Annotated in this window: 13 protein-coding genes; 3 read left to right on the top strand and 10 right to left on the bottom strand. The window is 33.3% G+C overall.

The genetic code is table 11. The annotated features are described in order from the left end of the window. Window positions 1-951: a UDP-glucose 4-epimerase family protein gene (locus LRQ06_RS07645; RefSeq protein ID WP_232765798.1), complete on the bottom strand. Its 951-nt coding sequence runs from the start codon at window positions 949-951 to the stop codon at window positions 1-3. A 181-nt stretch (window positions 952-1,132) separates the two neighbouring features. On the opposite strand from LRQ06_RS07645, the gene LRQ06_RS07640 reads away from it, so the two are divergent. Continuing rightward, complete coding sequence (locus tag LRQ06_RS07640; RefSeq protein ID WP_232765797.1) at window positions 1,133-3,001, top strand: polysaccharide biosynthesis protein; 1,869 nt, start codon at window positions 1,133-1,135, stop codon at window positions 2,999-3,001. A 54-nt stretch (window positions 3,002-3,055) separates the two neighbouring features. Here LRQ06_RS07640 and LRQ06_RS07635 read toward each other — a convergent pair whose 3' ends face one another. From LRQ06_RS07635 to LRQ06_RS07615, 5 genes are all read right to left on the bottom strand, one after another. Beyond that, on the bottom strand, window positions 3,056-4,270 hold the full coding sequence (locus tag LRQ06_RS07635) for a glycosyltransferase family 4 protein (protein ID WP_232765796.1): 1,215 nt from the start codon (window positions 4,268-4,270) through the stop codon (window positions 3,056-3,058). Then, window positions 4,267-5,400 carry a non-hydrolyzing UDP-N-acetylglucosamine 2-epimerase gene (gene wecB, locus LRQ06_RS07630; RefSeq protein ID WP_232765795.1) on the bottom strand — a complete coding sequence of 378 codons (1,134 nt, stop codon included), beginning with the start codon at window positions 5,398-5,400 and terminating at the stop codon, window positions 4,267-4,269. The genes LRQ06_RS07635 and wecB overlap by 4 nt, the downstream gene beginning before the upstream one ends. Beyond that, window positions 5,393-6,268: a dTDP-4-dehydrorhamnose reductase family protein gene (locus LRQ06_RS07625; protein WP_232765794.1), complete on the bottom strand. Its 876-nt coding sequence runs from the start codon at window positions 6,266-6,268 to the stop codon at window positions 5,393-5,395. The genes wecB and LRQ06_RS07625 overlap by 8 nt, the downstream gene beginning before the upstream one ends. A 1-nt stretch (window position 6,269) precedes the next feature. Then, a complete protein-coding gene (locus tag LRQ06_RS07620) occupies window positions 6,270-7,307 on the bottom strand; it encodes a polysaccharide biosynthesis protein (RefSeq protein WP_232765793.1) in 1,038 nt (345 codons plus the stop codon). Between the two features lie 84 nt (window positions 7,308-7,391). Further along, window positions 7,392-8,456 (bottom strand): glycosyltransferase, encoded by a 1,065-nt coding sequence (locus tag LRQ06_RS07615; RefSeq protein WP_232765792.1) that lies wholly within the window; start codon window positions 8,454-8,456, stop codon window positions 7,392-7,394. A 44-nt stretch (window positions 8,457-8,500) separates the two neighbouring features. Between LRQ06_RS07615 and LRQ06_RS07610 the strand changes: the two genes are divergently transcribed. Both LRQ06_RS07610 and LRQ06_RS07605 read left to right on the top strand, forming a co-directional pair. Further along, window positions 8,501-8,791: a hypothetical protein gene (locus LRQ06_RS07610; protein WP_232765791.1), complete on the top strand. Its 291-nt coding sequence runs from the start codon at window positions 8,501-8,503 to the stop codon at window positions 8,789-8,791. A 139-nt stretch (window positions 8,792-8,930) separates the two neighbouring features. Continuing rightward, window positions 8,931-9,488: a recombinase family protein gene (locus LRQ06_RS07605; RefSeq protein ID WP_232765790.1), complete on the top strand. Its 558-nt coding sequence runs from the start codon at window positions 8,931-8,933 to the stop codon at window positions 9,486-9,488. An 89-nt stretch (window positions 9,489-9,577) separates the two neighbouring features. On the opposite strand, the gene LRQ06_RS07600 is transcribed toward LRQ06_RS07605, so the two are convergent. From LRQ06_RS07600 to LRQ06_RS07585, 4 genes are read right to left on the bottom strand one after another with little or no spacing between them, the layout of a single operon-like run. Next, a complete protein-coding gene (locus LRQ06_RS07600) occupies window positions 9,578-9,817 on the bottom strand; it encodes a hypothetical protein (RefSeq protein ID WP_232765789.1) in 240 nt (79 codons plus the stop codon). A gap of 9 nt (window positions 9,818-9,826) precedes the next feature. Next, window positions 9,827-11,044 carry a radical SAM protein gene (locus LRQ06_RS07595; protein WP_232765788.1) on the bottom strand — a complete coding sequence of 406 codons (1,218 nt, stop codon included), beginning with the start codon at window positions 11,042-11,044 and terminating at the stop codon, window positions 9,827-9,829. After that, on the bottom strand, window positions 11,045-12,325 hold the full coding sequence (locus tag LRQ06_RS07590; protein ID WP_232765787.1) for an MFS transporter: 1,281 nt from the start codon (window positions 12,323-12,325) through the stop codon (window positions 11,045-11,047). It abuts the gene before it with no gap. Beyond that, complete coding sequence (locus LRQ06_RS07585; RefSeq protein ID WP_232765786.1) at window positions 12,318-13,298, bottom strand: radical SAM protein; 981 nt, start codon at window positions 13,296-13,298, stop codon at window positions 12,318-12,320. Before LRQ06_RS07585 ends, LRQ06_RS07590 begins: the two co-directional genes overlap by 8 nt. Window positions 13,299-13,817 lie beyond the last annotated feature (519 nt).

The following is a 13,817-nucleotide window of genomic DNA, read 5'->3' as shown; positions in this document are numbered from 1 at the left end:
TTAATCCTTTACATCATTCAGATAACTATCAACGGTTTTCTCTAAACCTTCTCGTAGTGAATACTTCGGTTCCCATCCTAAAATGTCTTTCGTTTCCTGAATATCCAACTGTAGTGGCTGACACAAACGTTGTGCAGCCGCTTTTTTACCGATAAGCGTTAACAATGAAATAAGCAAGAATTTTGGAATCGGTAACAAATAGGATTTTTTCCCTGATAGTTGAGCCAACTGTCGCAATAGTTCTCGAATGCTTATATCCTCATCATCAGAAATCAGGAATATTTTCCCTGGAGCTTTAGTATGTTCACAGCATACCAGAATCAGGTTCACCAGATTTTCCACATACACAAAACTACGTAAACTTTTAATTGCACCGAATGGTAATGGTACGCCTTTAGCAACAACTTTCATCATAGATAAAAAATTCGCTTTAACTCCTGGGCCATACACCAATGGAGGTCGAATAATAACCAACTCCAATCCGCTTTGTTGAGCAAATTCGATTAATGCACATTCCGCATCGTATTTACTTTGACCATAAGCATCCTGCGGATGGGGCATATCATCAGCAGTAAATGGTTCTGATTCGTTAGTCCATTCTCCATTCACTTTAATTGAGCTGATAAATATAAACCGTTTAACACCAGCCTCTACGGCTTGTTTTGCTAAATTAAGCGAACCAGCCACATTCACTTCGTGATAAAGGATCTTAGCTTCTTGTTGAGATTCATTCATTTGATGCACTCTTGCGGCACAGTGAATAACCGCATCAACATCAGTAAGTACACCAGACCAGTCAGTCAGCGATGAAATTTCAGAATGCACATTCTCACATCCGGTCAACTGTACCGAACGAGAATGGGCAATAACTTCGTTTCTTTGCTGAAGGAGTTGATGTACAAGATTCTTTCCGACAAAACCACCACTTCCTGTCACTAATATTTTATTCATGCCTATTCAACTTTACTATCGTTCAAAAAAACACCTAACAGGCGAAATTTCATCTGAATTCTATGAGTTTACAATTGATTTGCTTAATGTGTAAGACATACACTAACAATCAGTTGAGAATCATAAATAAATGCCGATAAAATCGGTATCGCGATAAATCATTGCAGCAGGCAAGCAAAAAATGTTTACTCCTATTCAGTTATTATTACAGGCCCAACGTCGTAATAAACGATTTATTAGTATTATCTATGATATCTGTGCGATATTATTTTCACTTGTTGCCGCTATGGTGCTCCGGCTGGACGGGTTTCATTTTACGGTTGGTATTCAAGAAGTTTTATGTATATTGGTCACGATAGGAGTAACGCTTCTCACTTTTGTTAAATTCGGTATGTACCGAGCCGTATTGCGCTATATGATGATGCCTGCGATTGGGCATATTTTCTTTGCTGTTTTTCTCTCATCACTTGCGCTGGCATTAAGTAGTTTTTTCTTTCATGCCTTTGTGCCCCGAAGTGTTCCTTTCATTTATGCCGGGTTAGCCATTTTAACGCTGGGCGGCCCACGAATTTTGATTCGCACTGTGTATTATTATCAGATAAAAAAACAAAAGCCGAATGTGTTTATTTATGGTGCGGGAGCGACCGGACGTGATTTAGCTTATGCATTAATTCAGGGGGATGAATATCATCCGGTAGTTTTGTTAGATGATGATCATAGTAAAACAGGTCAGATTATGTTTGGCCTACGAGTACATCATAGCTGTGAATTCGAAACGCTACAATCACTCTATCAGCCAGTCAAATTACTCCTTGCCATTAATAATATCAACAAAGGGGAGCGGCTACGCCTTTTAGAAAAATTATCTGACTGGCCGATAGAAGTACAATCTGTGCCTAGTGTAGAAGATATTGCGGCTGGAAAGGGAAACGCTACAGACATCAAAGATCTTGATATTGCTGATTTATTAGGCAGAGCTCCTGTGGATCCCATACCGGAACTGCTCACAAAAAATATTACTGATAAACATGTTATGGTTACCGGGGCCGGTGGTTCGATTGGTTCAGAACTATGCCGACAGATACTACTGCAAAAGCCAAGTACCCTTGTATTAGTAGAACTTAATGAATTTAATCTATATCAAATCGATCAGGAATTACAAGCTGTAAAAAAAAGAAAAGAACTTACTACCAAAATTGTGGCCGCCCTTGGTTCAGTTCAAAATGGAAATAGAATGCACAATCTAATGACCATAAGCTCCATTGATACTGTTTATCATGCTGCAGCTTACAAGCATGTCCCGATTGTAGAAGATAACATTGTCGAAGGTATCCGTAACAATGTATTTGGGACCTTTTCTTGTGCCAATGCAGCCATCGAGGCAAATGTAAAAAATTTCACGTTGATTTCAACCGATAAAGCTGTTCGCCCAACTAATATTATGGGTGCCAGTAAAAGGATGGCTGAGCTTGTATTGCAGGCTTTCGCCGATAAACAGACTGAAACGACATTTACTATGGTTCGCTTTGGTAATGTTTTAGGTTCATCAGGTTCTGTTGTGCCTCTGTTTAAAAAACAGATTCGTAAAGGTGGACCAGTCACTGTCACCCACCCCGATATCATTCGCTATTTCATGCTAATTCCTGAAGCCGCACAGCTGGTTATTCAAGCTGGTGCAATGGGAAACAATGGCCAAGTATTTGTATTGGATATGGGGGATCCCGTTAAAATATTGGACTTGGCGAAGCGTATGATCCATTTAATGGGGATGAAAGAATACTTTGAAGATCACGAGGATGTCGGTGATATTGAAATACATTTCACAGGCTTACGTCCCGGAGAAAAGTTGTATGAAGAACTTTTGATTGGTGACAATGTTGAAGGGACAAGTCATCAGAAAATAATGACAGCTAAAGAAAATAAGTTATCTTGGAGCGAGATGCAAGCCCTATTAGAACATCTTGATATGTGCTGCCATAGCTTTGATATCGAATGTATTAAACGTCTTCTAATAAAAGCCCCCACAGGCTACAAACCAACAAGTGTATAGCCTTCAAGCATCCACCCCACTATTTATATATCCTGCCTTGGCGTAGGATATATTTTAATATACAGTAAGTTGATGGCTATCATCAACAATAGCTGCTGCAGCTGATTTTACAGAAAAGTACTGACACAAAACACGATAGGCATTATCTCCAGTCTGTTTTCTTAATGTAGAGTCTTCCAGCAAACAAATAGCAGACGAAAATAAAGAAGAGTCATCACCATTAACATATACATAACCTGCTTGCTCATCTCTTATAAAACGAACAAGATCATTACCAGAATTAATGCTGCCAAGAATAGGGATTGACTGGCACATATACCCTAATAATTTACCAGGGAAGTTATGAGCTTTATGTGTCTTTGCTAATGAAAATAGACCTACATCAACCTGAGAAAGAATACTCTGATATTTACTTTGAGAGACTGAAGGCAAATAGGTCAAATTGTCTAAATTCAATCTATCCTTGGCCTCTACTACCAGATCCACTTCATCTCCCTGCCCCACAAATAAAAAATGGGCATCGGGGTGATTTTTCATCGAGTTAACTAAACGCAACAAATTCCCCATATCCTGAGCATGTCCAATATTACCTCCATAGAAAAAGATAATTTTATTTTCTAATGACAACTGGGTTCTTATATCATCTTCATCAGATATATTTTCCCTGTATGGCTCAAGCGAGGTCCAATTATATAATACTTTCACATTATCAAACTGTGGATATTGCTCCTGGAAAAACCGCTTATTGGCATCAGACATAACGCCAATACAATCAGCTGTTTTATAATTAAACAATTCAAAAAACTGAAAATACTTTGTAATAAGTGATCCTTTCCTCAACAGTCCTTCATCGATCGCCCATTGAGGAAACATATCCCTTAAAACCAAATAACAATAACCACCAAAACGATGCTTTAACAGACGAATTAAAGGTCCAAAAAATATAGTCGGTGAATAATTTATATATAAATCAAAAGGCCTTGTCGCAACTTTTTTTGATATAGCTAGGTAAGCATTAACAGATAGTAAACTCTCAGTAATTGCTCTTTTTAACTTATTACCGCTTCTTGTAGGATTACTACGGAATCGCCAAACCTCAATATCATCAATAAAATCGACGACTAATCGAGACTGAGCCTTGTGTCCCGGAGTTAAAATTACAGGTTCATGTCCATTACTTTTTAACTCTAAAGCTAGCTCATGAAGCATTTTAGCATGAACCCGAGTACTATCAGGAAGACTATCATCAGAGAAAATCGCAATCCTCACAGACGTTTTCTCCAAACGACTCTATCAATATAATCCACATAAGAATGTATTGTTCTGACTACTTTATCCGAAACGTTAGGAGCATTATAATCATAGACCTTATGTAACAACCTATCCTCACCAGATGGTTGTAGCTCCAATATCTGAATCCCTTGTAAAATACGATCGATATTAAGACCTGTGAACATAACAGCACCTTCTTCCAAACCTTCCGGACGCTCCTGAGCTTCACGTAAATTTAAAGCTCTAAAATTCAATATAGAAGATTCTTCGGTAATCGTACCACTATCACTAAGAACAACTTTGGCATCAAGCTGTAAACGCACATAATCAGTAAACCCAAGAGGTTTCATCAACTTGACCAAAGGATGAAATTCAAGTTTTAATTCAGCAATTTTTTTTCTCGTTCTAGGGTGTGTTGATACAATAATTGGCAAACTGTACAGTTCAGCTAGTTTATTTAACACCTGGTTTAAATTGGTAATATTTGTCAGTGAATCGACATTCTCTTCTCTATGAACACTAACAACAAAATAAGCTTCCTTAGTCAAAGAAAACTTAGATAAGATATCTGAATTACTTATTCCTTCTTTATAAAATGATAATACCTCATCCAATGGACTACCTGTTCTAACAATAAACTCAGGCTTAATTCCCTCATTCAATAAATAATTTCTTGCAATATTGCTGTATGGCATATTTACATCTGAGATATGATCTATGATTTTTCTATTAATTTCTTCAGGCACTCTCAAATCGAAGCAACGATTTCCGGCTTCCATATGAAAAATAGGTATTTTTTTCCTTTTAGCCGAAATAGCTGCCATCGAACTATTCGTATCACCTAGAATAAGAACTGCATCTGGAGATATTTTTTCATATAGCTCATCTGATTTACTAATAACCTGAGCAATAGTCTGAGCCGCTGTTTCTCCGGCACATTCCAAAAAAACATCTGGAGCTCTTATGCCTAAATCCTCAAAAAATATCTGATTCAATTCATAATCATAATTTTGTCCTGTATGAACTAAAACATGCTCACAAAACTGGTCTAACTTATAAATAATTCTTGACAAACGAATAATTTCTGGTCGAGTACCAACAACTGTAACAATTTTTAACTTACTCATGTAGATATCTCTTCTTATAATCTAAAAACATTAATTGGATGAGTTCTGACCAATCAGGAATTGATATTTCAGTTTTACTTTGAAATAAAGATGAATCCATAGATCTATCTATTTTAAAATCAGGATAATTAACTATATTAATATCTTTATGATATGTATCAGAAATCAATCTTAAAAGTGAATACTTATCAATTGGCTTAGATGAAAGATGCATTAATCCATAAAGATTCTCATTCCCCAATATATGTTCAGCAATGATCTTAGCTACATAGCACGTTGGAAATCCTGAAAAAATAGCATTGCTATATCCATTTACAGAACCAAAAGCATTTAAGAACCAGTCAATAAGGCTAACATTCGATTTTAACTCATGACCAATAATAGATGTTCTTATCGTCAGGTGCTTACCATAAACGACTTCACCAAGCTGTTTTGTTTTTCCATATAGGTCGGTAGCCGTCGGAATATCTGCCTCTGTATAGTGCCCTTTTTTTCCATCAAACACACAATCAGTTGAAAAGTGTATCAGCTTAGCATTAACAGAGTTACAGATATCAGCTAACTGATGAGGAAATAAAGCATTGTATTGAATATTTGTAACATATTCATTCACCACTTTATTCTGCTTTATAATTCCAATGCAATTAATAACAACATCAGGGGTAATATCTTTAATAGCACTATTTACTGTATCAAGTTCATTTATATCAACATTAAATATCAACTTTTGTATATTGCTTTGATAATAGTGTTCAATACCTTCAATCGACCTTACAGAACCAAAAACTTCAAGATCATCATATTCAGATAAATTAGAGAACAAACTGTAACCTAACATACCTGTAGCACCTAAAATGAGAACTTTCATATTAAACTCCTTCAGGAACAATTATTTTCCCTTCAGAAATATCCTTCATGAAATCTAATTTCATTAATAACTTTTTCATTGATTTTACATCTAAAAGATCCGTATTATTCGAGTTATAGTCCTCAATAGTAGTCAACTGCTGTTCACCTTCCTCGAAATACTTTGAGTAATTCAAATCACGATTATCAGCCGGTATCCGATAATAATCACCTTCATCCCTTGCAATAAACATTTCTTCACTGCTACATAACGCTTCTGATTGTTTTTCCCCATGACGGGTACCAATTACTTTTATAACATGATCTTGTCGTTGCATAATATCAAGAATTGAATCAACCAAAACGCCAATCGTTGCAGCAGGAGCTTTTTGAACAAAAACATCACCGTTGTTGCCATTCTTAAATGCATATAACACAAGATCTACTGCATCATCCAGAGTCATCATAAACCGAGTCATATCAGGGTTTGTAATTGTAATAGGCTCATTATTAACTACTTGCCGAATAAAAAGAGGAATAACGGAACCTCTTGACGCCATAACATTACCGTAACGTGTACAACAAATCGTAGTATTTGTATGTTCCAAATTCCTACTCTTTGCAACAATAACTTTCTCCATCATAGCTTTAGAAATGCCCATTGCATTGATAGGATATACAGCTTTGTCTGTACTTAAACACACTACGCGAGACGCTCCATGATAAATAGCACTTTCCAGAACATTTTCAGTACCCAAAACATTTGTTTTCACGGCTTCTAACGGGTAAAATTCACATGACGGAACCTGCTTCAACGCTGCAGCATGAAACACAAAATCAACACCTCTCATTGCGTTAGAAACGCTCTGATAATCCCGAACATCACCAATATAAAACTTTAACTTTTCACTATGAAATAATTTTCGCATATCATCTTGTTTTTTCTCATCTCGGGAAAATATACGAATTTCTTTAATGTTGGTTTTAAGGAAGCGTCTTAAAACTGCATTACCAAACGATCCGGTACCCCCGGTAATCAGTAGTGTTTTATTGTCAAACATAGTTATCTTCTATTATTAAATAAGGTTACATGAACTAATGTATTAGACTCTTTCGTGCGTGTAATCGGCCGTATAGATTACTTATTACAGATACTCTTGTATAAACTGTTCAGCAGACATAGGTCTATTTCTCAGATGATTGTATCCCAAAAAACGGGTAACAGCCCTGGCAATTGAAATTGGTGAATTTGGATCAAATGTCTGGCAAGGCTCACAAACATCTCGGACATAGTCAAGCTCAGATGCAATAATTGGCAAGCCACACTGATTTGCTTCAACCAAAGGAAGACCGAAAGACTCAAGAGTAGAAGGAAAAATCAAGGCTTTTGACTCATTATATAAACCAATAATATCCTTATTGGAAACCATTCCGATATCATAAATACTTAAACCTTTCTTCTCAGATAACTGCTTTATTTGCGATTTAAGTTCATAATCTCGTTCAGGCAATGTGAGTAATAATTTAGGGAAATGACCTTGACTTGCTAAAATTTCCCAAGCTTTTAATAAATTGATATGATTTTTGTGCGGCTGACCATCTGCAACGTAAATAAAATCGGAATCTGTCGAGTCAGGTAAATTACTATCAGCATGATCGTTTTCATCTATTTCTGGAACAAAAGGCGTAATTTTTATACTACACTTTTGATTCAACCCTTCTGAGTTTACCCAATTATCTATTGTTGACTTCATACTTTCTGTCTGAACTAAAAACTGTGCAATCTTTTTAAACAACGTTTTCAGTATCAATCTTTCCAGTGCAATTCGGACCCAGGGACGTAGCGAAAAATCAGATAATGAGCTCTGTTCAACAAGAAGTCTATTTTGCAGAAACACTGAAACTTTCTTTTTTGTAAAAAAGGTCGGTAGATTATGAAAACAGAAGATATTGGTACACTCATTTTCTCTTTTTCTAGCAAATAGTTCCGCTTTAATTCGTCCTAAAATACCACAAGGGGTCCAAAAGACATCACGAGTGCCAACATAAAAAGAAAGCTCTTTTTGGGCTCTTGAATCCAATATCAGAATCGAGTCATCTAAACTACCCGAACATTTCAGAAGTGACTTTAACAAAACTAGCCCGCCCCCGGTATGAATATTTGGCGCAACTATGAGTCTTCTCTTCTTTCTATGTCTACATTCACTCATTTGAACAACAACTCACCTGTAAAGTATAAAATACTAAGTATTGTATGTTTAAACACACTATTTATAAACGTGAATTAACCATAAATCTTAGTAAGCCACACAAGGATAACTCAAAAATTTGTTCGGCTACCAGCACTATAGAAGCAAAAAATAAATGTACTGATGGTGATGTTGCTATGTTTTTACCTAATACTTATGGAAATGAACAAGTGCCACTCTTATACGTGACTTTGTTTTGTGATTTTGATTACCCCATTACTCATGCAGGAGGTGGTGTTTCTTGTATTTTCACAACTAAAAGGAAAGATGATTGGAAAAAATTTGGAGTTAAATAAATTATCGATGTCCATAAAGGTGTAACTTTTGGTACATAGTACACATCTCTGAATATATCTGTTCAAAAAGTCTTTTAATTTCAAAGTGAACATGTATACTAATTTTAACTATCTTTGTGTTCACTTTGGAGCCTTCCTTATGAAAATCGGTTACGCCCGAGTCAGTACCCTAGAACAAACATTATCTGTGCAACTTGATCAGCTGCAGGCAATTGGCTGTGAGAAAATTTTCCAGGAACAGCAAAGCGGGAAATCGGCTGACAATAGGGTAGAGCTCAATAAATTACTCGAATTCGCCAGAGAAGGGGATGTTATTCACGTAACCAAAGTGGATAGGATTGCTCGTAACACAATAGATGCCTTAAAAATCGCTGACATATTAGCAGAAAAGAATGCCGGTTTGGTTTTTCATGATCTCGGTGACATCGATATTAATTCCGATGTTGGTAGGGTTATCTATACCACTATCTCAGCTTTTGCAGAAATGGAAAGAAAACGAATCTTACAGCGTTGTAATGAGGGCAGGGAGCGGGCAAAAGCAGAAGGGCGTCACCTTGGCCGACTTCCTAACAAGAGCCTTCATAATCGCATACAAGAGCTTCACGATAGAGGAATGAACAAGCATGCGATTAGTAAAGAGTTAGGGTGTAGTCGGACTACGGTTTATAGAATACTAAGTCCTAATATAAGTATTTGATAAATTAATTTCCCATTACATTGATTATTTAGATATTATCAAAAACTTAATTAAATATTTAGGCTAAAGTTATTGATTAAAATTTGATCTCACTTTTCTACCACAATATTAAGTTTCTTCACTTCTTCTAAAAATTCATAAATGTCGTTTTTGGGGAAAGATGGCAGTTCATCACAAAGGCCTGCCAAATCTGTTGGTTTTTTTAGTAATAATTTTATTATTTCTAATCCAGATACATTGAAATTATGAATTATAAATTTATTGGAATCAAAAATCATTTCTCCATCATTTCTTATTACAAAATCATCATTAATTTTAAATACTTTCATTGAGGTATCCTATAGTACAATGTTATTAAATAAATATAACTCTATTTCTGAAAATAATTTATTTTCATCATGATTATCTATCAAATCCAACAATCTAAAATAAAATCTTTTAGTAATGTATTTAGAAATGGAATTTGTTACCCATTTGTTTATTATTTTCTCATTGGATTCATATTTATCTCGTGAGAAATTATTATCATTATAAAATATATCTAAGGCAACATGACCTATTTCATGTAATATTGCCCAAAATGATTGAGAAGGGGTAAGATCATCGGCAATTAATATAAAAAATTGTTGACCATTTTTTACGACCATTCCTGTAGCATTAATTTTTGACCGAGATTGGAATGTAATATCATTAATTTTATACTTTGAAGATAAAAAATTTATTATTTCTGATGTCTTCTCTGAGCAAAAATCATCAAACGCTTTTAAAAAAGAATAACAAATATCATCACAGGAACAAACATTAAATAGCACATCTGAGCATTCGGAAAATGAAACATTACCATTATTATTAATCACAAACCTTGGAACGTCTCGTTCTTCTATTCCGAAGTTATTCTCATTGTCTTTAAAACAGCCAGGGATTAGTACTGAGTCAAACAATTTTTTATCATTTTTAATAGAATTTATTAATGATAATTTTTGAGAATGAGAAACAGGAATAAAGTCATGGTTTTCACCCCATTCAGTATAAAAACCAAAAGATAGTTTTATCTTATAAATGCCGATATTTAATAACCTATAACAAAGATCCACAACTAAATTGTAGTTGTTGGAAAATACTGTTACGGCAACAGTGATTTTAAAGTTCAGACTAATCATTTTATGAATTATGTTTTCTGAATTATCTAAGCTTCTAAGATTATCTCCTGTAAAATTATCTATACTAATTTGAAAATTATCTTGTCCAGTAGATTTGATGGCATTGTATATATTTTGATCATAGTCTATTGGGTTAACTCCTAATAACGGAACCATTTTTTTATATTTCACATATGATATTATTTCTGAAAATTCAGGATGTAAAGTTGGATCTCCGCCAGATATTACAACCATTAGTATTTTATTTTCGTGAAAATTATCAATTATTTTTTTTAAGACAGAAATTTTTATGTGATTAGAATTAATTGTTCTATTATCAACTAAGAAACAATGATCGCATTTAAACTGGCAATGATTTGTAATATATATATTGGCGCATATAGGCATATTGGACATTTATAAAGCCTCCATGGATTTTTTTTCTTTTATATTTCTTAGGAAAAATAATGATAATACTAATGCGACAATTATCGAAACATGTAAAAATACTAAGGTGTTTGTGTATGAAATGTCTTTACTAGTAATATATCCTGTAATAGATATGAAAATTGCTGTAACTATAGCTTTAAAAAGAAAAGAAAATGATATAACAGACGTTCTGTATTTGTAGTTTCTCGGAATTGAAAATTGAATATTATGAGATTCTATTGATGGTATTATCACTCTAATTATTTGGTGGAAAATAAAACCGAGGAAAAATAGAAAATGGATTCCATTGTCATATAAAAATAATAATGAAGAGGATAAACTCATAACAACCATAAAATAGTAACCAAACTTAATTTCCATTTTTATTAAATTATAATGTGTACATAGAAATGATATTAAAGATGAAATTAGGATTCCGAAAGAAAAAAGATAACCTAGTTCAGTTTCAGATACTCCTGTACTGACAAGGGCTGGTTGATAAAAATTTAAACTAGTCCTAAGTAATGAAAAACAAGCAGCACCTAAAATTAGTGATAATAAATAGTCTTTTTTTAGTATGACATCTTTGGCTTTTTTAAAATCAGATAAAATTATATTTAAATTAATTTTGTTTTTATGAGTATTACTTTCTCTATTATTCTGTTCCGAGTTTTTCTCATTATTATCTATATTTCTTGGCCAAAAAACAACAAATATCAGTATTCCTATAAGGACCTTAGAACCTAATATTAAAGTGTCAACTATCATTGGATAAGAAATGTCGATATCAGCCAAATAACCTCCAGCAAGGGCAGCAAGTGCTGAAACACCAATAGAAATTGAACCTACCTTAGAAAAAAATATCCCATACTTGTCTTCAATTTTATTATCCGAAAATATTTCATATGCTATTGAACCTAGATTTCCACTTGATAAGGTACTGCCAATGCTAAATGAAATTGCAGTAATGTAAAGAGTATATATATTAGGTGTGTATAATATAACTCCCATAGAAATAAAATATATAAAATTACCTATTATTAGAGCTTTTTTTCTACCAATTAAGTCTGATACAACCCCCATGGGTACTTCTAATAAAGAATTTAAAATCAATAATAAAGCGATATAATTAGAGTATTGAATAAATGAAATACCAATATACTTTAGGTAGAAAACAACGATAACCGGGGCTAAAAATGCTTCTAGTGGGGTAAAAGCAGCAATGAATATGTATGTTTTTATTAACTTCAACTTAAGAATATTAATCATCAACTATATCTTCCTTATATATGTAATTAGCTACGTGGCATCCATTATTATGCACATCACTAAAATCTTTTATACATTTAGTACCTATTGATGATAATCCCCTCCATTTATTAAAAATAAAGTTGTTATTCCATAGGAAATCAATATCTTCAGGGGTTTGTATTGGTTTGTCTGTTCTGTCTTCTTCAGTAAGAAGATCACATGCAGATAGTGTTAAATCATTGTTTATTATTAAAGTGTTTGTACCAGCACCACAGCCAAAGGTAAAACATGAGTTAGTTTTGTTGCAACTGACTTTTTCACAAAAATAACTGTTAATGTTTATTTTTGTGGTTATTTTATGCTTATTAATTACTTCTTTTATTAACTTGAAGTCTTTTTTTTCTAAGTTTAATTTGTTAATTTTTGATCCGGTTCCAACAGGAATGAATGGTACTATTTTTAATTCATCTACATTTAATTTTTCAGCAAGTATAAACATTTCTTCTAAACTATGTATATTATATTTGTTGACTGTGAATGCAATAGAACACCAAGCTCCATAGGTCTTAATGCTATTAATAGCACTTACTGCTTTATTAAAGCTATTTTTCCCACGAATATAATCATTTTCTTTTGCGTTATGGCCATCAAGACTTATTTGGAATTCTCGTAATCCTGAAGTTATTAAATCCCTGACTTTATTTTTATTTAATGATATACCATTTGTTGCAATTTTATTTACGATGTTATTTTTATAACATATTTTAATTATTTCATTTAAATCTTCTCTTTCAGTCGGTTCCCCACCTAAGATACAAATATGCTTAACACCTTTATTTGAAAGATAGCTAACTATTTTTTCAATAGTTTCTAAATTAACTTCTTTTTCTTCATTATAATTGGTCAGGTAACAATGTTTGCATCGCAAACTACATCTTCCTGTTATATACCATTTTACAAATATAGGAAAATTTAAACTTAGTATTTTCATTACGCCAACCTATTAAATCTTTAAAAATCCGGCCAAACTGAATGTTTGGCCGGATAATATTTTAAAATAATCCACCGCCCAAGCTATGGGTTCCGGAGTTTGTGCTACTCATACAGCCAGCTACAGGTACAGATTTTACAGTTGGTTTTACATATGTTTTGTTCATTTTTCTTTCCTCAAATAAGATAAGATTGGTTTAATTACTTGTTTGCCTTAAGGTTTCTATAAATTACATTAAAAATTTATGGATGAAAATTAATTTTAATTTACCAAAACCACAAATATAAAACTCAATAATACTTAATTCATTGTTTTTATAAATAAAATAAATACAATAACATTTGTAAAATAAATCTATTTTAAGAAAATATATTGCAATTAATTATTATGGTTATTTTTATTTAAACTTTATGTGAATTTTGAGTTATATTTTATTCTTGAATCGTTTTTTGTTATTAAATATTTTGGGGTAAATGTCACAATTTAATTCAAAGTTAGGTGTTGTAAGTATTGTTAAAA

Source organism: Vibrio salinus (assembly GCF_021272385.1).
GTDB classification, from domain to species: Bacteria; Pseudomonadota; Gammaproteobacteria; order Enterobacterales; family Vibrionaceae; genus Vibrio; species Vibrio salinus.
Note: the sequence above shows the minus strand (reverse complement) of the source record. Positions and strands in the feature narration are given on the sequence as shown.